The following is a 20,428-nucleotide window of genomic DNA, read 5'->3' on the forward strand; positions in this document are numbered from 1 at the left end:
GGGGCCGTGGGCCTCGCCGACATGCAGAAGGCCGGCGCCCAGACCGTGGCCGAGCACGAGAGCACCGCGGTGGTCTACGGCATGCCGGCGGCGGCGGTGCGGCTCGGGGCGGCCCGGGCCATCCTCCCCCTCGACCGGGTCGCCGACCACGTCCTGCGCCTCGTCGAACCGGGGGTGCGGCCGTGACGGAATCGGCCGGTTCGCCCGAGGGGCCCGCCCGGATCCTGCTCGTGGAGGATTCGGAGACGCAGGCCCTGGAGCTGCGCCTGCTCCTGGAGGCCCACGGCTTCTCGGTGGAACGCTGCGCCTCGTCCGAGACCGCCCTCGATCACCTGAATCGCAGCCAGCCCGACCTCGTGGTGGCCGATTACCATCTGCCTGGCATGAACGGCGACGAGCTGATCCGGCAGATGCGCCTGTCCCTGCGCACCCGGGCGCTGCCGGTGCTGATGCTCACGGGCGGCAGCGGCGGCGAGCGCCAGGGGCTGGAGAGCGGCGCCGACGCCTACCTGCCGAAATCCGCCGACCGCGACCTGATGATCCTGCGCATCCGCGCCCTGCTGCGCGAGCGCCGCTCGGCCGGCGACGGCGAAGGCCCGGGGGCGGCCGCGTTCCGGCGCGGCCGGATCCTGGTGATCGACGGCAGCGCCACCTACCGGACCTTCCTGGCTGGCCTGATGAGCCAGGACGGGCACCACGTGACCAGCGCCGACGGGCCGGAGGCGGCGCTCGCCGCCCTGGACGGGGATGCGGGGGGCGAGGCCTTCGACTGCGTCACGGTCGATCTCCTGGGCCACGCCTATGACGGGCTCGCCCTGTGCCGGGCGATCAGCCAGCGCCGGGCCGGCCGGGCGGCCGGGGCCGGCTTCCACCTCGTCGGCATCGCCGGCAGCGATCCGGCCAAGAATTTCCTGGTCGAGGCCTTCGCGGCCGGCGCCGACGACGTCATCGCCAAGACCGATGCCGAGGTCCTGGCGCTGCGGGTCCGCGGCTTCGTGCGCCGCCGCCTGCTGGAAGAGGACGACCGGCGCATCGCCGGCCAGTTCGGCGAGCGCGAGCGGGCGGTGGAGCGCGCCCGGGCCGAGGCCGAGGCGGCGGAGGCCCGGGCCCGGCTCGCCGACGCCCTGGAGCGGGCCAACCGCGACCTCGCCGACGCCAACCGGCAGCTCACCGACGCGCAGGCCAAGCTGGTCCAGGCCGCCAAGATGGCATCGCTCGGCGAACTCGTGGCCGGCATCGCCCATGAGATCAACAATCCCCTGGCCTTCATCCTGGCCCACCAGGGCACGGTCGAGCGCCTGCTCGGCGAGTTGCCCGAGGCGCCGCCGGAGACCGCCGGGCGCCTCGTCGAGAAGGCGCGCCAGCGGGTCGGCTCGATGCGGATGGGCCTGACCCGCATCCAGGACCTCGTGCTGAACCTGAGGAAGTTCTCGCGCCTCGACGAGGGCGAGCGTGCGCTCGTCAACGTGCCGGAGGCGATCGAGACCGTGCTCGCCCTGATCCAGCACAAGCTCGGCGACCGGATCGCGGTGGAGCGCACCTTCGCGGGCCGGGCCGAGATCCACTGCACCCCGGCGCTGCTCAACCAGGTGGTGATGAACATCCTGGGCAACGCCGCCGACGCCATGCCGGCGGGCGGCACGGTTCGAATCACGACCTGCTCGAGCCCGGATCTGGACGAGATCCGGATCAGCGATACCGGTCCCGGCATTCCGGATACCCTGCGCGAGAAGATCTTCGAGCCGTTCTTCACGACCAAGCCGGTGGGATCGGGGACCGGCCTCGGCTTGGCGATTGCCTACAGCGTCGTTCAGGCGCATAGCGGCTCGCTCACCGTGGAGACGGCGCCGGGTGGGGGAGCCTGCTTCGTGATCGGGATCCCGCGGCAGGCAGCCAGTGCATGAGTGACGGTACGGCAGGTGTAGGGACGATCCTGGCCGTCGACGACGAGCCGGACATCCTGATCGCCCTGGAGGACCTGTTCGAGGATTCCTACCGGGTGCTGACGACCTCGCGTCCCGCCGAGGCGCTGGAGATCCTGCGCGCCGAGCCCGACATCGCCGTGGTGCTCTCGGACCAGCGCATGCCCGGCCTCACCGGCGATGCTCTGCTCGCCGAGGCCCGCGGCTTCCACGACGCGCAGGCGATCCTGCTCACCGGCTATGCAGACATCACCGCGGTGATCGCCGCCCTCAACCGCGGCGGCATCGTCGGCTACGTGACGAAGCCCTGGGATGCGGGCCTGCTGCGCTCGACCGTGCGGCAGGCCTTCGAGCGCCACCGCCTCGGCCGGGACCTCGCCACCGAGCGCGCGCTGCTCCGCGGCCTCCTCGATCACGCCCAGGACGCGATCAGCTTCAAGGACGCGGACGGCCGCTTCGTGCGTCTGAACGCCCGCAAGGCGGCGCTGTTCGGCTGTGACGTCGCCGCCTGCCTCGGGCGGCGCGAGGACGAGGTCCTCGGCGCTCCGGGCATTCCGGCGACCGAGGCGGACGCGGCGGCGATCCGGGCCGGCACGGTGGCCGAGACCCTCACCAGCGACGGCCCGACCGGGGCCGAGCAGTGGAGCCACGTCACCCGGGTGCCGATCCGCGACGCGGGCGGCGCGATCAGCCACCTGGCGGTGATCGAGCGGGACGTCACCGAGCAGCGGAGCCTGGAGGCGCGGCTGCGCCAGTCCGACAAGATGCAGGCGCTCGGCACCCTGGCCGGCGGCATCGCCCACGACTTCAACAACCTGCTGACCGCGATCCTCGGCAGCCTGGAACTGGCCGCCCCGAAGGTCGCGGGCGAGCCCCGGGTCCAGCGCCTGATCGAGAACGCCCGCGGGGCGGCCGAGCGCGGCGCCTCCCTCACGAAGCGGCTCCTCAGCTTCAGCCGGGCCCACGATCTGCAGGCCCGGGCTGTCGACGTGAACGCCCTGATCGTCGGGATGAGCGACCTGTTCGGGCGCAGCCTCGGCGGCCTCGTCACCGTGCGGACCGACCTGGAGGACGGCCAGCCGGCGGTCCAGGTCGATCCCGAACAGCTCGAACTCGCCGTGCTCAACCTGTGCATCAACGCCCGGGACGCCATGCCCGAGGGCGGCACCATCACGGTGGCGACCCGGCGCCTCGGCATCAGCGGGGATCCCGAGATCGCCGACGGCGCCTATCTCGGGATCAGCGTGACCGATGTGGGCACCGGCATTCCGGAGGAGATCCTGCGCCGGGTGTGCGAGCCGTTCTTCACGACGAAGGCGGTGGGCCAGGGGACGGGGCTCGGGCTCGCCATGGTGTTCGGCCTCGCGCAGCAATCGAAGGGCCGGCTGGTGATCGACAGCGCGGTCGGCCGCGGCACCCGCGTCGAGCTGGCGCTCCCCTTCGCGGAGGCGGGGCCGGAGCGGGTCGCCCCGGTGGCCGATCCGGCGCCCATCTCCGGCCGGCGGGCACGGATCCTGATCGTCGACGACGATCCCCAGGTCCGGCACGTCACGGCCTCGTTCCTCACCGGTTTTGGCCACAGCGTGACGGAGGCGGCCGACGGCGCGGCCGCCCTGCGCGACCTCGACCGCGACCGCTTCGACATCGTCGTGGCCGACCTGGCCATGCCGGGCATGAGCGGCGTCGAGCTCGCCGCCGCGATCCGCGACCGGACCCCGAGCCTGCCGGTGCTGATCCTCACCGGCCATGCCGACGCCATGCAGATCCCCGAGGATCTGCCGGTCCTGTCCAAGCCGTTCCGCTCGGCCGACCTCGCCGACCGGGTCGGCACGCTCCTCGACCAGGCCGATAGCCGACCCCGCTGAGCCGGCCCATTTGCCCGGTTCAGCGTCCCTCCGCGGGCCCTGTAGCGCCCGGGTTCCGGAGACATGGTGGACCCTCAAACGCGAGAAGCCGCCCCGGATGCCCCGGAGCGGCTTCTGGCGTTTGACCAGGGACGCCGGATGGCGCCCCCGTGATGGATCAGGCCGCCTCGGCAACCTGGCTCGGACCGGAATCCTTGCCGCGGGCCTCGACGTCGCGGTCGACGAATTCGATCACCGCCAGCGGGGCGTTGTCGCCCTGGCGGAAGCCCGCCTTCATGATGCGGCAGTAACCGCCCGGACGGCCCTTGTAGCGCGGGCCGAGCACGGTGAAGAGCTTCTTGACCATGTCGGCATCGCGCAGCTGCGCCATGGCGAGACGGCGGGTGTGGACGCTGTCGATGCGGCCCAGCGTGATCAGCTTCTCGACCACGGGACGCAGGTCCTTGGCCTTGGGCAGGGTGGTGACGATCTGCTCGTGCTTCAGCAGCGCGACCGACATGTTGGCGAACATCGCCTTGCGATGCTCGGCGGTGCGGTTGAAACGGCGACCGCGATAACCGTGACGCATGGTTCTGGCTTCCTTCTGGTCTCGGCCGCCGTGCCACGGTACGGCCGGGCGCCCCAAAAGCGGGGCTGTTCATTCCGCATGACCCCGCGGCGGGAACTCCGACCCGGAACCCTCATCCTGCGGTGCCCGCGTCAGCGGGCCTCGAAGGAGGGCTCCAGGGATCGCTGTGGTCACGGGAGGCCTCCTTCGAGGCCCCCGCTGCGCTCCGGCACCTCAGGATGAGGGCGGAGCTGGGACGTCCGGCCTAATAGTGCTCCTCGAAGCGCTTGGCGAGATCCTCGATGTTCTCGGGCGGCCAGCCGGGGATGTCCATGCCGAGGTGCAGGCCCATGCCGGCGAGCACTTCCTTGATCTCGTTGAGCGACTTGCGGCCGAAGTTCGGGGTCCGCAGCATCTCGCCCTCGGACTTCTGGATGAGATCGCCGATGTAGACGATGTTGTCGTTCTTCAGGCAGTTCGCCGAGCGGACCGACAGCTCCAGCTCGTCGACCTTCTTGAGCAGCGCCGGGTTGAAGGGCAGCTGCGGCGCGAGCGGAGCGGCCTCTTCCTTGCGCGGATCCTCGAAGTTCACGAAGACCTGCAGCTGGTCCTGAATGATCCGCGCCGCGTAGGCGAGCGAATCCTCCGGCGAGACCGCGCCGTTGGTCTCGACCGTCATGGTCAGCTTGTCCTTGTCGAGATCCTGACCCTCGCGGGTGGTCTCGACGCGGTAGCTGACCTTGGTGACCGGCGAGAACAGCGCATCCACCGGGATCAGGCCGATGGGTGCGTCCTCCGGGCGGTTGCGCTCGGCCGGGACGTAGCCCTTGCCGGTGGCGACCGTGAACTCCATCCGGATCTCGGCGCCGTCATCGAGCGTGCAGATCACGAGTTCCGGGTTCAGGATCTGGATGTCGCCGACCGTGCCGATGTCCCCGGCGGTGACGACGCCCGGGCCGGTCTTGCGCAGGGTCATGCGCTTGGGTGCGTCCGTCTGCGAGCGGATCGCGATGGTCTTGATGTTGAGGACGATGTCGGTGACGTCCTCGCGCACGCCCGGGATCGACGAGAACTCGTGCAGCACGCCGTCGATCTGCACCGAGGTCACGGCCGCGCCCTGGAGGGACGACAGGAGCACCCGGCGCAGGGCGTTGCCGAGCGTCGTGCCGAAACCGCGCTCGAGCGGCTCGGCGACGACGGTGGCAACCCGCTTCGGGTCGTCGCCGGTCGTGACCTGCAGCTTGTTCGGCTTGATCAGTTCCTGCCAGTTCTTCTGAATGACCACGATCCTACCTCTCGTCCATGCCCGGGACCCGCGACGCCCGTCCCCCGTGCTTCGGCCGTCCGGCGCAGTCCCCTGGCGCTCCGGACGGTCCCTGAATTCACAGTCTGTTATTCGCCGCCGACCCAGAGGGCCGGCACGAAGCTGTAGCCCGCCCCGTCCCGGTCAACGTAGCCGAGGGACGGGAATTCGAGATGGCCGCCGGCGATGAGCGTCCGCTCGCGGGCCACCTCGTCCAGGATCGTCTTGCGCGTCTCCCGCGCCTGGTCGCCGTCGACATCGAAGCCGACGCCGGCCTCCGGGTTCTTGAACTGGATCGCCGGCATGTGCACCACGTCGGTCCACATCATCAGCGCCTGTCCACCGGAGACGATGCGGAACCCGCAATGGCCCGGCGTATGGCCGGGCAGGTGGACCGCCGTGATCCCGGGAAGCACCTCGCCGCCCCGGTGCTCGCGCACCCGACCGGCATAGGGCGCCACCGCCTTACGCGCGCCCTCGAAATAGGGCTTGGCTCCCTCGGGCGCCTTGGCGAGCGCCTCGTCCGGAAGCCAATGCGCGGCCTCGTCGGCGTGCAGCACGATCTCGGCGTTCGGGTAGCGCGCCGCCCCGTCCTTCACGAGCCCGCCCACATGGTCGGGGTGCAGGTGGCTGACGAGCACCGTGCCGATCTCTTCCGGCGCGACGCCGGTGAGCGCGAGCGCCGCCCCGGCCCGGCCGAGGGTCGGAGCCGGCGCCAGATCGCCGTAGCCCGTGTCGATCAGGGTCGGCTTGAGGCCGGGGCCCGTGATCAGGAAGGCGTTCAGCGTGATCTTGGGCTGCTCGGTGCGAAAGCCGGCCCGCTGCAGCCGCCCGGCCTCCTCCTTCGAGATGCCCGTGACCAGATCGAGGCTCGCCTGAAACCAGCCGTCGTTGAGCGCGGTGACCGTGAGGTCGCCGAGGTTCCAACGCAGCACGCCCGGAAGCGGCTTCGATCCTGTCATGTGCTTCTCCGTCAAAGGGTTTCGCCGGCTTCGATCAGACCCGGCGCCGCTTGCGCGGGCGGCAGCCGTTGTGCGGGATCGAGGTGACGTCGCGGATCGAGGTCACCGTGAAGCCCGCGGCCTGGAGGGCGCGCAGGGCCGATTCACGACCCGAGCCCGGGCCCGACACCTCGACCTCGAGGGTGCGCATGCCGTGCTCGGAGGCCTTGCGGGCGGCGTCCTCGGCAGCGACCTGCGCGGCGTAGGGAGTCGACTTCCGCGAGCCCTTGAAGCCCATGGCGCCGGCCGACGACCACGAGATCGTGTTGCCCTGCGCGTCGGTGATGGTGATCATCGTGTTGTTGAACGAAGCGTTCACGTGGGCGACGCCCGACACGATGTTCTTGCGTTCGCGGCGACGGACGCGTTGCGGTTCCTTGGCCATTCGGGTCTCACTCTTCCTTCAAGCGCGCCCGTAATTCCAGGCGCTCGGGATTCTTCTTGGGACTTGGCTGCGGCGCCCGTGCAGGGCGGTCGAGCCTGTGCCGGGGCCGTTGCGGGACACCCAGCGCGACGGAAGAAGGCCGCGCGACGCACGGCCTTCCAGGGGCAGGACTTACTTCTTCTTGCCGGCGATCGGCTTCGCCTTGCCCTTGCGGGTGCGGGCGTTGGTGTGCGTGCGCTGGCCGCGGACGGGCAGCTGCTTGCGGTGACGCAGGCCGCGATAGGCGCCGAGATCCATCAGGCGCTTGATGTTCATCGAGACTTCGCGGCGCAGGTCGCCTTCCACCAGGTAGTCCCGGTCGATCGTCTCGCGGATCTGGAGAACCTCGGCGTCGGTCAGCTGGTTGACCCGGCGCTCGGCGGGGATGTTCACCTTCTGGGTGATCTCCTCGGCCTTCTTGGCGCCGATGCCGTGAATGTACTGGAGCGCGATGACGACGCGCTTGTTGGTCGGGATATTGACGCCTGCGATACGAGCCACGATCACTCTCCATGTCGGGCCCGGGGATCCGGGCCGGTGCCGTGCGCGTCCGGTGGAGGCCGGCCCCTGCGCACGTGAAACGACGACGCGGCCCGCAGGCAGCCCTGGACAGGGCACCGCAGACCATCGTTCGGCTGGACGAAGGAGGGCCTGCTAGCGTGCGTGCGGGCCGATGTCAACGACTGAACCCCGAATCCTCGTGCCGCCATGCGTCGCGTGCGGGGCCGAAGCGGGGAAACGGGAGCGGGGATGACGATTGTGACCAGTGACGGCGCCACCCTGCGGGCCTTCGCGGAGGCCGTGCTGCGGGCCGCCACCGAGACCCTGGACGAGGTGGCGCCGGTCGTGATGGCGGTGATCGGCGGAGTCCTCGCCGAGGCCGAGCCCGGCTCCATCGCACTCCAGAGTCAGGACGGCGGCCCCGGCCTGCTCTGGGCGACCTTCGCGGGCCGCAGGATCGTATTCCGCTACAACGCCATGACGGCGATGATCGAGCTGCGCGCCGATACGGCCGAGGGCTTCCCGCTGCGCCTGTTCGGCCGCCGGTCGCTCCAGATGGATATCGTCAACTTCTTCGGTGCGCTCCACCGCGAACGCCGGTCGGATCTCTGACGGCCGTGCGTCAGCGAAATCCCTGATTCTGCAAGCGGCAATAGCCGCCCGTATCCCGGTAGCCGGCCGGGCAGCGGCGGACACAGGTCCCCGCGGCGTATTTGAGCGGCGGGCGGCAGGCGTGCTTGAACCGCTTCTGCCCGTAGGCGAAGGATTGGGCCGGACTCTGCGCCGCGGCCGGCAAGGCTGGGAACGCCACGGCGAACAGAAGCGCTGCAATGGCAACGATGCGCATGGGCGTGGGGTGTCCGATCGCCGTTGCACCCGTCAAACCCGCAGAGGTGTGACGCGTTCGGAAGAAGGGTCCAACCGACGATCGGCAGGCCCCTACGAAGCGACCGGTTCCTCGTGCGGCTCCAGGACCGCCATCAGGTCGGCCGTGACCTTGTCGATCGGCTGCATGCCGTCGATGGTCTCGAGCATGCCCGTCCCGGCATAGTAGGCCGAGAGCGGGGCCGTCTGCGCGCGGTAGGCCTCCAGGCGCTGCTTGAACACCTCGGGCGTGTCGTCCTTGCGGACGGCCTGGCCGCGGGCCTGAGTCTCGGCGGCCCGCCGCTCGATCCGGCCGACGAGCGCCGTCTCGTCCACCTTCAACTCGATCACCGCCGACAGGGTGAGGCCCTTGCCGTCGAGCATGGCCTCCAGGGCCTTCGCCTGTGCCACAGTGCGCGGGAAGCCGTCGAGGATGAAGCCACGCCGGGCGTCCGGCTCCTCGATCCGGTCGGCGACGATCCCGACCACGATACGGTCGGAGACGAGGCCACCCGCTTCCATCACCGCCTTGGCCTCGAGCCCGACCGGGGTGCCGGCCGCGACGGCGGCGCGCAGCATGTCGCCGGTGGAGAGCTGCGGGATCCCGAAGCGCTGCACGATCCGCTCGGATTGCGTCCCCTTCCCCGCACCGGGCGGCCCGAGCAGAATGATGCGCATGGCGTTATCCTCGTCCGTCCCGACACGGTCGGGCGCAAGCGGCGGTGGCGAAGCCTCCCTGGCATCGCCTGGGTCTAGGTTGTCTAGCTGGTCCGGGCCGCGGAAGCATCCGTACCTTGGTGCCAGAGGCCGGCGCGTTCTTAATGCCGGGCCGCCTCTGTAGCAGGGTCAGCGCCGGCGTTGCGTGGTCGAGGCGCCACGCAGCTTGGCCTTCTTCACGAGGCCCTCGTACTGATGCGCCATCAGGTGCCCGTGGATCTGCGCCACCGTATCCATCGTCACCGAGACCACGATCAGCAGCGAGGTGCCGCCGAAGCCCAGGCTCGCCGAGGCGTAGGACGACAGGATCTCCGGGCACAGGCAGACCAGGGTCAGGTACAGGGCGCCGATCACGGTGATGCGGGTCAGCACCTTGTCGATGAAGGCCGCGGTACGCTCGCCCGGGCGGATGCCCGGAATGAAGCCGCCATGCTTCTTCAGGTTGTCGGCTGTCTCTTGCGGATTGAACACCACCGCCGTGTAGAAGAACGTGAAGAAGATGATCAGCGCCGCGTAGAGCACCAGGAACAGCGGCGTGCCATGGCCGAGATAGGCCGTGACCGTGCCGAGCCAGCCGGTACTGCCGCCATTGGCCGAGAAGCTCGCGGCGGTGGCCGGCAGGAGCAGCAGCGACGAGGCGAAGATCGGCGGGATCACGCCCGAGGTGTTGAGCTTGAGCGGTAGGAACGAGGTCTGGCCCTCGTACATGCGGTTGCCGACCTGGCGCTTCGGGTAGTTGATCAGGAGCCGGCGCTGGGCGCGCTCCATGAACACGATGAAGTAGACAAGAGCCACCGCGGCCACGGCCACGCCCAGGATGATCGCCGGCGACAGCGCGCCGGTGCGGCCGAGTTCGAGGGCGCCCGCGATCGCCACAGGCAGGTGGGCGACGATGCCGGCGAAGATGATCAGCGACGAGCCGTTGCCGATGCCGCGCGAGGTGATCTGCTCACCGAGCCACATCAGGAACAGGGTGCCGCCGGTCAGCGTGATCACGGTCGAGGCCAGGAAGAACGGGCCGGGGTCGATGGCTGCCGAGGAGCTCTGCAGGCCGAGGGCGATGCCCCAGGACTGCACCAGGGCCAGGACCACCGTGAGATAGCGGGTGTACTGGTTGATGACCTTGCGGCCGGATTCGCCCTCCTTCTTCAGTGCCTCCAGGCTCGGGATCACCGAGGTCAGGAGCTGCACGATGATCGAGGCCGAGATGTACGGCATGATGTTGAGGGCGAAGATCGCCATGCGCTCGACGGCGCCGCCCGAGAACATGTTGAACAGGCCGAGCACGCCGCCGGACTGCTGCTGGAAGTTCCGGGCGAACTGCTCCGGGTCGATGCCGGGGATCGGGATGTAGGTGCCCAGCCGGAACACCACGAGCGCACCGAGGGTGAACCAGATGCGCTTCTTCAGCTCATCGGCCTTGGCGATCGCGCCGAAATTGAGATTGGCGGCAAGCTGCTCGGCGGCTGAGGCCATAAGCGTCGCGTCCTGGACATGTCGCCGGGCGATCGGGCCCGGATGAAATGAAAGCGGCGGCCCGCGTGGTCGCAGGGCCGCCGCTCGAAGGAGTGGCTTAAAGGGTGCGCGGAGCCCGCGCAACGGGTCCCGCGGTCGCCCCTTCGGCCGCCGTCAGGCCGGGGCCGCCTCGCTGCCGCCGCGGGTGGAGGCACCCTGGGCGTAGACGACGCTGACCGAGCCGCCGGCCTTCTCGACCGCCTCGACGGCGGACTTGGAGGCGCGGGTCACCTCGAAGCTGAGCTTCGCGGTGATCTCGCCGACGCCGAGCAGCTTCACGCCGTCACGGCGACGGGCGATGATGCCGGCGGCGACGAGGCTCTCCACCGTCACGGTGGCGGCCTTGTCGAGCTTGCCGGCGTCGACCGCCTCCTGGATCCGGCCGAGGTTCACCTCGTTCAGATCCTGGGCGTAGAGGTTGTTGAAGCCGCGCTTCGGCAGGCGCCGGTGGAGCGGCATCTGACCGCCCTCGAAGCCCTTGATGGACACGCCGGTCCGGGCCTTCTGACCCTTCACGCCGCGGCCCGCGGTCTTGCCCTTGCCGGAGCCGATGCCCCGGCCGACACGCATCCGGTCCTTGGTGGCGCCGGGATTGTCGCTGATCTCGTTGAGCTTCATCGGAACCTCCTCACGCCACGTCGCCGTGGACGCGCACGAGGTGCGCAACCTTGCGGATCATGCCGCGCACGGAGGGGGTATCCTCCAGCTCGGACACGCGGTGGAGCTTGTTGAGCTTGAGGCCGATCAGCGTCTGGCGCTGGCTGGCCTCGCGGCGGATCGGCGAGCCGATCTGTTCGATACGGACGGTCTTCTGTGCCATCGGACCCTCCCTTACGCGACCGCGGCTTCGGACTGGTCGGCCGGATCGGCATCGCGGCGGCGCGACTGAAGCGTCGACACCTTGATGCCGCGGCGGGCCGCCACGGAGCGCGGGCTGTCCTCGTTCTTGAGCGCCTCGAAGGTGGCGCGCACGAGGTTGTAGGGGTTCGACGAACCCAGCGACTTGGCGACCACGTCCTGCATGCCCAGCGTCTCGAACACGGCGCGCATCGGACCGCCGGCGATGATGCCGGTGCCCTGCGGGGCCGCGCGGAGGATCACCTTGCCTGCCCCGTGACGTCCGTTGACGTCGTGGTGCAGGGTCCGGCCCTCGCGGAGCGAGACGCGGATGAGGCCGCGCTTGGCCGCCTCGGTGGCCTTGCGGATCGCCTCTGGCACCTCACGGGCCTTGCCGTGGCCGAAGCCCACGCGGCCCTTCTGGTCGCCGACGACGACGAGGGCCGCGAAGCCGAAGCGACGGCCGCCCTTCACCACCTTGGCGACGCGGTTGATGTGGACCAACTTGTCCACGAACTCGCTGTCGCGCTCCTCGCGATCGTCGCGGCGGCCGCGGCCCCCGCCTTCCCGTTCACGTGCCATCGTTTTCTACCTGTTCATCTCACTGGCGCAGGCCCGAAGACCCGCTCGCTCGATTTTCCCCTCCCCCGTGCGGGGAGGGGTAAGGGGTGGGGGTGGTGCAGAAGGCACCGGAGTGCCTCGCCCGCACCACCCCGACCTCCGGCTCCTCCCCGCAAGGGGGGAGGAGAGGTTCCTCAGAACTCCAAGCCGCCTTCGCGGGCAGCCTCGGCGACGGCCGCGACGCGGCCGTGATAGATGTAGCCGGAGCGGTCGAAGATCACCTTCGTGACGCCCGCGGCCTTGGCGCGCTCGGCGACGAGCTTGCCCACCGCCTTGGCGGCGGCGACGTCGGCGCCGGTCTTGAGTTCGCCCTTGAGTGCCTTGTCGATCGACGAGGCGGCGGCCAGCGTCTTGCCGGCCGCGTCGTCGATGACCTGCACGTAGATCTGCTTCGACGAGCGGAACACCGAGAGCCGCGGACGGCCGTTGGCGGCCGCCCGCAGCGCGCGGCGGACGCGCGCCTTGCGGCGATCGAGGGCTTCGAGCTTGCGAGACATGATGCCCTCCTTACTTCTTCTTGCCTTCCTTGCGGAAGATGAACTCGCCCGCGTACTTCACGCCCTTGCCCTTGTAGGGCTCGGGTCCGCGGTAATCGCGGATCTCGGCGGCGACCTGACCGACCTGCTGGCGGTTGATCCCGGTGATCGTGATCTCGGTGGGCTTCGGGGTAACGATCGTGATCCCCGTGGGGATCGCGTATTCGATGTCGTGGCTGTAGCCGAGCGACAGCTTGAGGGCCTTGCCGGCCATCGCCGCACGATAGCCGACGCCCGTGATCTCGAGCTTCTTCTCGAAGCCCTTCGACACGCCCTCGGCGATGTTGGCGATCTGCGCCCGCGACGTACCCCACAGGGACCGCGCCGGCTTGGACTGGTTGACCGGCTCCACGGCGATGGCACCGTCCTTCATCGCCACGCTCACCAGAGCGGGGACGACGAATTCCAGCTCGCCCTTGGAGCCCTTCATCTTGACGGTCTGGCCCGTGACGGTGGCGGTGACGCCGGCCGGCACGGGAACGGGCTTCTTGCCTACGCGAGACATGGGATAACCTCCTCCGTCCCGATCAGAACACGGTGCAGAGCACTTCACCGCCGACGTTGCGCTCGCGCGCCTCGTGGTCGGCCATGACGCCCTGCGGGGTGGAAACGATGGTGACGCCGAGGCCGTCGGCCACGTGCGGTAGCTCGCCGACCGACGAGTAGACCCGGCGGCCGGGCTTCGACACACGCTTGATCTCGCGGATCACCGGGCGGCCGTCGTAGTACTTGAGCTCGATCGCGAACTCGGTGCGGCCGTTGCCGAGGTCGGTGGCCGCGTAGTCGCGGATGTAACCTTCGGACCTCAGCACGTTGAGGACGCTGGCGCGCAGGCGCGAGCCGGGCGTCTGGACCACGTTGCGACGGCGCAGCTGGCCGTTGCGGATGCGGGTGAGCATGTCGCCCACGGGATCGTTGACCATGGGGACCTCCTTACCAGCTCGACTTGACCAGGCCGGGGATCAGCCCCCGGTTGCCAAGCTCGCGCAGCGCCACGCGCGAGATGCCCATCTTGCGGTAGAAGGCGCGCGGACGGCCGGTGATGCCGCAGCGATTGCGGATCCGGGTGGCCGACGAGTTGCGCGGCAGTTCCGCGAGCTTGAGGCGCGCCTCGAAGCGCTCCTCCATCTCGAGGCCATCGTTGTTGGCGATCTCGAGGAGCGCCTTCCGCTTGGCCGCGAAGCGCTTCACCAGCGCCTTGCGGGCCTCGTTCTTCTCGACTGAGCTTTTCTTCGACATGGGATCTATCTCCGGTGTCCGCGTCTGAGGCCCAAGGGCCTCACTGCCGGAACGGGAACTGGAAGGCGGCGAGCAGGGCCTTGGCTTCGGCATCGGTCTTGGCGGTGGTCGCCACGACGATGTCCATGCCCCAGGTCTGCTCGGCCTTGTCGTAGGAGATCTCCGGGAACACGAGGTGCTCCTTGAGACCCAGCGCGTAGTTGCCGCGGCCGTCGAACGAGCGCGGATTCAGGCCCCGGAAGTCACGCACGCGCGGCAGCGCGATGGTGATCAGCCGATCCATGAACTCGTACATGCGCTGCTTGCGCAGCGTCACCTTGCAGCCGATCGGCATGCCCTCGCGGACCTTAAAGGTCGCGATGGCCTTCCGGGCCCGGGTGATCACCGGCTTCTGGCCGGCGATGAGCGAGAGATCGCCCGCCGCAACGGTGGCCTTCTTCGAATCCGCGGTGGATTCGCCGACGCCCATGTTGATCACGATCTTCGTGATCTGCGGCACTTCCATCGGGTTCTTGTAGCCGAACTCCTCGATGAGCTTCTGGCGAACCACCTCGTCGTAATGCTTGCGCATACGCGGGGTGTAGGCGTTCTTGTCGGCCTCAGCCATCGATCTGATCCCCCGTGGTCTTGGCGAACCGGACCTTGCGCCCGTCTTCGAGGATGCGGAAACCCACGCGGGTCGGCTTGCCGTTGGCATCCGCGACCGCGATGTTCGAGAGCTGGATGGCGGCCTCCTTGGAGATGATGCCGCCTTCCTGGTTCTGCGTCTGCTTCTGGTGCTTCTTGACCAGGTTGACGCCGCGCACGAAGGCCCGGCCTTCCTTCGGCAGAACCTGGATCACCTCGCCCGAGCGGCCGGTATCGCGGCCGGTGAGCACGACGACCGTGTCGCCCTTCTTGATCTTCGCGGCCATCACAGCACCTCCGGGGCCAGGGAGATGATCTTCATGTGGTTGCGTGCGCGCAGCTCGCGCGGCACCGGTCCGAAGATGCGGGTGCCGATCGGCTCCTTCTGATTGTTGATCAGAACGGCGGCGTTCTTGTCGAAGCGGATCACCGATCCGTCGACGCGCTTCACGGCCTTGGCCGTCCGAACGACGACCGCCTTCATGACGTCGCCCTTCTTGACGCGACCGCGCGGGATCGCCTCCTTCACGGAGACGACGATGACATCGCCGACGCCGGCATATTTGCGCTTCGACCCGCCGAGGACCTTGATGCACATCACACGGCGTGCACCCGAGTTGTCGGCGACGTCCAGATTCGTCTGCATCTGGATCACGTGCGTGACTCCTTGTTTCAGGCGGGTTTCCGCACGCGGGCGGTATTGCCCGGCGGACGACGCCTGATGGGGATGTTAAATCCCCGGCTCATGTGTTCGACCGCGCTGGCGGTGTCGTGAGACACCGGCGCGGTCACCGCGTTCGCAGGGTGCGAGCACCCATCGGAAATGTCGCGAAGGCCGGGCGCATACTACGCTCAGCCGGCGATGGCAAGCGTGACGGGCCGTAATCCGAAGGGCGCGGGCGCGGCTGAGACGCGGTTTTACGGTCGGCGGACTGCGGCCCCGGCCCGACCGGCTGCGGGCAATACGCCTACGGAGACGGCGCTCAATGGTCGGGAAAAGGTCGCCGCCAGGAACGGGGCTGGCCCGTTACGCGGAACGCGCCTGGCGGGACAGATATGACCGGCGCGCATCGTGGCGCGCTGAGCCTTTCCGCTGGGGGACCTCGACGAGTCGGGATCGTCGAGGCCCGATAACGGGGGCGATCAGGCAGGCTGCCCGGCCGGCTCGAACAGGAAGCCGTCCAGGCTCGGAATGGTCACCGCCGTGCCGCAGGCGGGTTTCGACAGGCGCCAGGGATGCTCGGAGCGGGCGCGGATCGCCTCGGAGGGACGCAGCCGCCGGACGGTCCCATCCGCCCGCAGCTCCTCGATCGCCAGGAAGCCGTAAACCTGAAGGCGCGAGGCCGTGAGCTTGGTCGCGCGGTCGTCGGCCGCCAGGACCATGCTGCCGGTGGCATAGACCGCGTCCAGCAGCGACCGCTGCTCGCTGCGGCGGCGATCCCGCGCGTCCCGCTCACTGGGGGCCTGGGCGGGGATGGGCCGCCGGAACGGAACGACGTTGCTGACGGCGACGCAACCCATACGCAGAATCCTTGACGCGAACCCGGGGCACCCTTCCGGCCGCCCGACGATCGCGACACTTCGACGGTTCGCTTTAATCTTCCGTAGACCGTGACGGCGCGCTCCTGCCCCGATCCGGCACGGTACAGGCGCGACACGCCGTTCCGTCCCGGATCCTTCGGCTCCGAACGCGGCACCGTGTGGGGAGATACAACGCGGCGGAGATGGGGCAGACGAAGGCGCCGAGGAGAATCGCCGCTCCCCAGCCGATCCGACTCACGTCACACCGGCCCTCGTGCGCGTCAGCAGTTCTGAAGTCGACGAGAGGTTTTCCATCGAAGATCGTCCGCTTTTTCTGTTCGAACGTCAGATCCGACGATCAGGACGAAGGCTTTTCAACGATGCGTGGTTCTGTTCCGGCATTGCCGAATATGGATCGAGCCGACCCGATCCGGGGGATGAACGTCAGCGCTGTGTCACCGTGCCAGGGAAGCGCCAGGACGTCGCCGAACAGGCTGACGACTCAGATCCGATCCACCCTGCTCAGAACCGCTGGAGTTGCCGGGGCGCCGGCCTCCGGAGGTCCGAAAGGCCGATCTTCGCCAGAACCGGATCGACGGTGCCGGAGACCGTCCGCTCGACGTGATCCGCCGATGTGCCGGGGCGTACCCCTTCGATCCCGCCGCGCTCGCCGGCATCCCACCACGGATCGAATCGCCCGAGATTGACGACCCCGGTGGTCGCGGCGGATTATTCGAAATCGGGCACGTTCGTCACGCGCGTCACCGCGCCTTGACCGATCTTTAACCTCCTGCGCGGCGCAGATTTCTGCCCCCGGTGCATTGACCTGCCGGGCAACCGCGTCTAGAAGCGCGTCCACTTCGGACGGCCATCGGCTGCCGACGGTCCCTCGGGTTTGCCCTCGGACGCCGTCGCCATCGCCCGCGCGCCGAGGGATCAAATCGCCTGACGCTGTAAGTCAGATCCGTAGGTACGAGCGCGTTCGTTTCGGGCGTGCTCCTCTACCCACACCGCGCCGAGGGTCCGTGACAGGGCCTCCGGCGCATATTCGTTTTGCGGATTGCCCTGGGCAATCCGGCCAAGGTGACCGAGGAAGAGGGCACAGGATGCCGACGATCAACCAGCTGATCGCCCAGCCGCGGAAGATCCAGCGGAGCCGCAACAAGGTTCCGGCGCTCGACGCTTGCCCGCAGAAGCGCGGCGTCTGCACCCGGGTCTACACGACGACCCCGAAGAAGCCGAACTCGGCCCTTCGTAAGGTCGCCAAGGTCCGCTTGACCAACGGCTTCGAGGTGATCGGCTACATCCCGGGCGAGGGCCACAACCTTCAGGAGCACTCCGTGGTGATGATCCGCGGCGGCCGCGTGAAGGATCTTCCGGGCGTGCGCTACCACATCCTGCGCGGCGTGCTCGACACGCAGGGCGTGAAGAACCGCAAGCAGCGCCGCTCCAAGTACGGCGCCAAGCGCCCGAAGTAAGACCGGCGACCGGAGTTTATCCGGTCGTTTCCAAGCGTTTCCACGGCCTCGTAAGGATGTCGCCGGCTTTCTCCGGAAAGCCAAGGCGGCCTGCGCGGGGTGCTTAAGTCAGACTCGTTTGAGAGTTGTAAGAGATGTCCCGTCGCCACTCTGCCGAGAAGCGTGAGATCATCCCGGACCCGAAGTACGGGGACGTGGTGCTGACGAAGTTCATGAATTCGATCATGTACGAGGGCAAGAAGTCGACCGCCGAGCGGATCGTCTACGGTGCCTTCGACATCGTCGAGAACCGCGCCCGCGCCAACCCGATCGAGGTGTTCCGCGCCGCCCTCGACAACGTCGCCCCGATGATCGAGGTCCGCTCCCGCCGCGTCGGCGGCGCGACCTACCAGGTCCCGGTCGAGGTCCGCACCGAGCGCCGTCAGGCCCTGGCGATCCGCTGGCTGATCCAGGCTGCCCGGTCGCGCAACGACCGCACCATGGTCGAGCGGCTCTCCGCCGAGCTGCTCGACGCCGCCAACAACCGCGGCAACGCCGTCAAGAAGCGGGAAGACACGCACCGGATGGCGGAAGCCAACCGCGCCTTCTCGCACTACCGCTGGTAAGCGGTTCCGCCGTCTCTCAGGAGCAATCCGATGCCCCGCACGCACGCGATCGAGGACTACCGCAACTTCGGCATCATGGCCCACATCGATGCCGGCAAGACCACGACCACGGAGCGGATCCTCTACTACACCGGAAAGTCCCATAAGATCGGCGAGGTCCATGAGGGCGCCGCCACGATGGACTGGATGGAGCAGGAGCAGGAGCGTGGCATCACGATCACGTCCGCCGCGACGACGTGCTTCTGGCGCGACAAGCGCCTGAACATCATCGACACCCCCGGCCACGTGGACTTCACCATCGAGGTGGAGCGTTCGCTCCGCGTGCTCGACGGCGCCGTGTGCGTGCTCGACGGCAACCAGGGCGTCGAGCCCCAGACCGAGACCGTGTGGCGCCAGGCCGACAAGTACGACGTGCCGCGCGTTGTGTTCGTTAACAAGATGGACAAGATCGGCGCCGACTTCTTCAAGTGCGTGGCCGACATCATCGACCGCGTCGCCGGCAAGCCGGTGTGCTTGCAGCTGCCGATCGGTTCCGAGTCGAACTTCCAGGGCGTGATCGACCTCATCAAGATGAAGGCGATCGTCTGGTCGGGCGAGGCGCTGGGCGCCAACTTCGACGAGATCGAGATCCCGGCCGACCTGAAGGGTCAGGCCGTCGAGTATCGGACCAAGCTGGTCGAGGCCTGTGTCGAGCTCGACGACGAGGCCATGGGCGCCTACCTCGACGGCACCGAGCCGGACGAGGCCAGTATGCGCAAGCTCGTGCGCAAGGCCGTGCAGCTGCGCGCCTTCCATCCGGTGCTGTGCGGCTCGGCCTTCAAGAACAAGGGCGTGCAGCCGCTCCTCGACGCCGTCGTGGATTACCTGCCCTCCCCGGCCGACCGCGGTGAGATCAAGGGCATCGACTTCAAGACCGAGGAAGAGACCGTCCGTCACCCGACGGATTCGGATCCCTTTTCCATGCTCGCCTTCAAGATCATGGACGATCCCCACGTCGGTACGATCACCTTCTGCCGCGTGTATTCGGGCAAGGTCGATTCGGGCGCCAACGTGCTCAACTCTTCGCGTGACAAGAAGGAGCGCGTCGGCCGCATGCTCCTGATGCACGCCAACAACCGTGAGGACATCAAGGAGGCCTTCGCCGGCGACATCGTCGCCCTGGCCGGCCTCAAGGATACCCGCACGGGCGACACCCTCTGCGATCCGCAGAAGGCTGTGATCCTCGAGAAGATGGAGTTCCCTGAGCCCGTCATCGAGATCGCCGTCGAGCCCAAGTCGAAGGCCGATCAGGAGAAGCTCGGCATTGCGCTGGCGAAGCTCGCCGCCGAGGATCCGTCGTTCCGCGTCTCTACCGACCAGGAATCGGGCCAGACCATCCTCAAGGGGATGGGCGAGCTCCACCTGGACATCAAGGTCGACATCCTGCGCCGTACCTACAAGGTCGACGCGAATATCGGCCAGCCGCAGGTGGCCTATCGCGAGAAGCTGACCCGTCGTCAGGAGATCGACTACACGCACAAGAAGCAGACCGGCGGTACCGGCCAGTTCGCTCGCGTGAAGTTCGTGGTCGAGCCGAACGAGCCGGGCGCGGGCTTCGCCTTCGAGTCGAAGATCGTCGGCGGCGCGGTGCCGAAGGAGTACATCCCCGGCGTCGAGAAGGGCCTGAACTCGGTCCTGGGCGCGGGCGTGCTCGCCGGTTTCCCGGTGGTCGACGTGAAGGTTGAGCTGATCGACGGTGCCTATCACGACGTCGACTCGTCGGCGCTGGCCTTCGAGATCGCCTCCCGGGCGGCCTTCCGCGAGGCCCTGCAGAAGGGCGGTTCGGTGCTGCTCGAGCCTGTGATGAAGGTCGAGGTCGTCTCGCCGGAGGAATACACCGGCTCGGTCATCGGCGATCTGAACTCCCGCCGCGGCCAGATCCAGGGCCAGGACATGCGCGGCAACGCCAACGTCATCAACGCGATGGTGCCGCTGGCCAACATGTTCGGCTACGTGAACCAGCTGCGCTCCTTCTCCCAGGGCCGCGCCAACTTCACGATGCAGTTCGACCACTACGAAGAGGTGCCGCGCGGCGAGGCCGACAAGGTCATCGCCAAGTACGCCTAAGGTTTTACGCCTAGACATCTCTTCATCCGCAACACGAATTCGAATTTAGGAGGCTCTGATGGGCAAGGAAAAGTTCGCTCGCACCAAGCCGCACTGCAACATCGGCACGATCGGGCACGTGGATCACGGCAAGACGTCTTTGACGGCGGCGATCACGAAGGTCCTGGCCGAGACGGGCGGGGCGACGTTCACGGCCTAC

27 protein-coding genes are annotated in these 20,428 nt (G+C 68.4%); 8 read left to right on the plus strand and 19 right to left on the minus strand.

What is annotated here, in order from left to right:
• The 3 genes from MKK69_RS02040 to MKK69_RS02050 all read left to right on the plus strand — a co-directional run.
• Window positions 1–186, plus strand: a 186-nt coding sequence (locus MKK69_RS02040; RefSeq protein ID WP_279598129.1) for a chemotaxis protein CheB, incomplete at its 5' end; no start/stop codon positions are given.
• Complete coding sequence (locus tag MKK69_RS02045; protein ID WP_243965065.1) at window positions 183–1,904, plus strand: response regulator; 1,722 nt, start codon at window positions 183–185, stop codon at window positions 1,902–1,904. The genes MKK69_RS02040 and MKK69_RS02045, both read left to right, overlap by 4 nt.
• A complete protein-coding gene (locus MKK69_RS02050; RefSeq protein WP_243965066.1) occupies window positions 1,901–3,787 on the plus strand; it encodes a response regulator in 1,887 nt (628 codons plus the stop codon). Before MKK69_RS02045 ends, MKK69_RS02050 begins: the two co-directional genes overlap by 4 nt.
• A 157-nt stretch (window positions 3,788–3,944) precedes the next feature.
• Here the strand turns inward: MKK69_RS02050 and rplQ are convergent, their stop codons facing one another.
• The 5 genes from rplQ to rpsM all read right to left on the minus strand — a co-directional run bounded on the left by rplQ (window position 3,945) and on the right by rpsM (window position 7,563).
• Window positions 3,945–4,355, minus strand: coding sequence for a 50S ribosomal protein L17 (rplQ, locus tag MKK69_RS02055; RefSeq protein ID WP_243965067.1), 411 nt, complete (start codon window positions 4,353–4,355; stop codon window positions 3,945–3,947).
• Window positions 4,356–4,599: 244 nt separating this feature from the next.
• Entirely contained in the window at window positions 4,600–5,619 is a 1,020-nt protein-coding gene (locus MKK69_RS02060) for a DNA-directed RNA polymerase subunit alpha (protein ID WP_243965069.1), read from the minus strand.
• A gap of 107 nt (window positions 5,620–5,726) precedes the next feature.
• Window positions 5,727–6,599 carry an MBL fold metallo-hydrolase gene (locus MKK69_RS02065; RefSeq protein ID WP_243965070.1) on the minus strand — a complete coding sequence of 291 codons (873 nt, stop codon included), beginning with the start codon at window positions 6,597–6,599 and terminating at the stop codon, window positions 5,727–5,729.
• A gap of 34 nt (window positions 6,600–6,633) precedes the next feature.
• Window positions 6,634–7,023, minus strand: coding sequence for a 30S ribosomal protein S11 (gene rpsK, locus MKK69_RS02070; protein WP_007557606.1), 390 nt, complete (start codon window positions 7,021–7,023; stop codon window positions 6,634–6,636).
• Window positions 7,024–7,194: 171 nt separating this feature from the next.
• The gene (gene rpsM, locus MKK69_RS02075; RefSeq protein ID WP_012319166.1) at window positions 7,195–7,563 is read right to left on the minus strand and encodes a 30S ribosomal protein S13; all 369 of its coding nucleotides are present in this window, start codon (window positions 7,561–7,563) and stop codon (window positions 7,195–7,197) included.
• A 249-nt stretch (window positions 7,564–7,812) separates the two neighbouring features.
• Between rpsM and MKK69_RS02080 the strand changes: the two genes are divergently transcribed.
• Window positions 7,813–8,175, plus strand: coding sequence for a hypothetical protein (locus tag MKK69_RS02080; RefSeq protein ID WP_243965071.1), 363 nt, complete (start codon window positions 7,813–7,815; stop codon window positions 8,173–8,175).
• Between the two features lie 10 nt (window positions 8,176–8,185).
• Here the strand turns inward: MKK69_RS02080 and MKK69_RS02085 are convergent, their stop codons facing one another.
• The 14 genes from MKK69_RS02085 to MKK69_RS02150 all read right to left on the minus strand — a co-directional run bounded on the left by MKK69_RS02085 (window position 8,186) and on the right by MKK69_RS02150 (window position 16,040).
• Window positions 8,186–8,410, minus strand: a complete 225-nt coding sequence (locus MKK69_RS02085; RefSeq protein ID WP_243965072.1) for a hypothetical protein — start codon at window positions 8,408–8,410, stop codon at window positions 8,186–8,188.
• A gap of 92 nt (window positions 8,411–8,502) precedes the next feature.
• A complete protein-coding gene (locus tag MKK69_RS02090; protein WP_243965074.1) occupies window positions 8,503–9,105 on the minus strand; it encodes an adenylate kinase in 603 nt (200 codons plus the stop codon).
• 168 nt (window positions 9,106–9,273) lie between these two features.
• The gene (gene secY, locus MKK69_RS02095; RefSeq protein WP_243965076.1) at window positions 9,274–10,620 is read right to left on the minus strand and encodes a preprotein translocase subunit SecY; all 1,347 of its coding nucleotides are present in this window, start codon (window positions 10,618–10,620) and stop codon (window positions 9,274–9,276) included.
• Window positions 10,621–10,773: 153 nt separating this feature from the next.
• A complete protein-coding gene (gene rplO, locus MKK69_RS02100) occupies window positions 10,774–11,277 on the minus strand; it encodes a 50S ribosomal protein L15 (RefSeq protein ID WP_243965078.1) in 504 nt (167 codons plus the stop codon).
• 10 nt (window positions 11,278–11,287) lie between these two features.
• Window positions 11,288–11,479, minus strand: coding sequence for a 50S ribosomal protein L30 (rpmD, locus tag MKK69_RS02105; RefSeq protein ID WP_020096280.1), 192 nt, complete (start codon window positions 11,477–11,479; stop codon window positions 11,288–11,290).
• Between the two features lie 11 nt (window positions 11,480–11,490).
• The gene (gene rpsE, locus MKK69_RS02110; RefSeq protein ID WP_043355033.1) at window positions 11,491–12,078 is read right to left on the minus strand and encodes a 30S ribosomal protein S5; all 588 of its coding nucleotides are present in this window, start codon (window positions 12,076–12,078) and stop codon (window positions 11,491–11,493) included.
• Window positions 12,079–12,251: 173 nt separating this feature from the next.
• Window positions 12,252–12,614, minus strand: a complete 363-nt coding sequence (gene rplR, locus MKK69_RS02115) for a 50S ribosomal protein L18 (RefSeq protein ID WP_238293230.1) — start codon at window positions 12,612–12,614, stop codon at window positions 12,252–12,254.
• Between the two features lie 10 nt (window positions 12,615–12,624).
• Window positions 12,625–13,158, minus strand: coding sequence for a 50S ribosomal protein L6 (rplF, locus tag MKK69_RS02120; RefSeq protein ID WP_243965079.1), 534 nt, complete (start codon window positions 13,156–13,158; stop codon window positions 12,625–12,627).
• A 22-nt stretch (window positions 13,159–13,180) separates the two neighbouring features.
• Window positions 13,181–13,576 carry a 30S ribosomal protein S8 gene (gene rpsH / locus MKK69_RS02125; RefSeq protein WP_243965080.1) on the minus strand — a complete coding sequence of 132 codons (396 nt, stop codon included), beginning with the start codon at window positions 13,574–13,576 and terminating at the stop codon, window positions 13,181–13,183.
• A gap of 10 nt (window positions 13,577–13,586) precedes the next feature.
• Complete coding sequence (gene rpsN, locus MKK69_RS02130; protein ID WP_243965082.1) at window positions 13,587–13,892, minus strand: 30S ribosomal protein S14; 306 nt, start codon at window positions 13,890–13,892, stop codon at window positions 13,587–13,589.
• A 40-nt stretch (window positions 13,893–13,932) separates the two neighbouring features.
• Entirely contained in the window at window positions 13,933–14,499 is a 567-nt protein-coding gene (gene rplE, locus MKK69_RS02135; RefSeq protein WP_243965083.1) for a 50S ribosomal protein L5, read from the minus strand.
• On the minus strand, window positions 14,492–14,806 hold the full coding sequence (gene rplX / locus MKK69_RS02140; RefSeq protein ID WP_243965084.1) for a 50S ribosomal protein L24: 315 nt from the start codon (window positions 14,804–14,806) through the stop codon (window positions 14,492–14,494). The genes rplE and rplX overlap by 8 nt, the downstream gene beginning before the upstream one ends.
• Window positions 14,806–15,174 carry a 50S ribosomal protein L14 gene (gene rplN / locus MKK69_RS02145; protein WP_007557579.1) on the minus strand — a complete coding sequence of 123 codons (369 nt, stop codon included), beginning with the start codon at window positions 15,172–15,174 and terminating at the stop codon, window positions 14,806–14,808. The genes rplX and rplN overlap by 1 nt, the downstream gene beginning before the upstream one ends.
• A gap of 488 nt (window positions 15,175–15,662) precedes the next feature.
• Entirely contained in the window at window positions 15,663–16,040 is a 378-nt protein-coding gene (locus MKK69_RS02150) for a hypothetical protein (RefSeq protein ID WP_243965085.1), read from the minus strand.
• Between the two features lie 1,106 nt (window positions 16,041–17,146).
• On the opposite strand from MKK69_RS02150, the gene rpsL reads away from it, so the two are divergent.
• The 4 genes from rpsL to MKK69_RS02170 form a co-directional block, all read left to right on the plus strand.
• Complete coding sequence (gene rpsL / locus MKK69_RS02155; RefSeq protein WP_007557568.1) at window positions 17,147–17,518, plus strand: 30S ribosomal protein S12; 372 nt, start codon at window positions 17,147–17,149, stop codon at window positions 17,516–17,518.
• A 134-nt stretch (window positions 17,519–17,652) separates the two neighbouring features.
• A complete protein-coding gene (gene rpsG, locus MKK69_RS02160) occupies window positions 17,653–18,123 on the plus strand; it encodes a 30S ribosomal protein S7 (protein WP_012319183.1) in 471 nt (156 codons plus the stop codon).
• Between the two features lie 30 nt (window positions 18,124–18,153).
• Complete coding sequence (gene fusA, locus MKK69_RS02165; RefSeq protein ID WP_243965086.1) at window positions 18,154–20,229, plus strand: elongation factor G; 2,076 nt, start codon at window positions 18,154–18,156, stop codon at window positions 20,227–20,229.
• A gap of 58 nt (window positions 20,230–20,287) precedes the next feature.
• On the plus strand, window positions 20,288–20,428 hold a 141-nt coding region (locus MKK69_RS02170; RefSeq protein ID WP_243920259.1), incomplete at its 3' end, for a GTP-binding protein.

This window comes from Methylobacterium sp. J-026 (assembly GCF_022829585.1).
Taxonomy (GTDB): domain Bacteria; phylum Pseudomonadota; class Alphaproteobacteria; order Rhizobiales; family Beijerinckiaceae; genus Methylobacterium.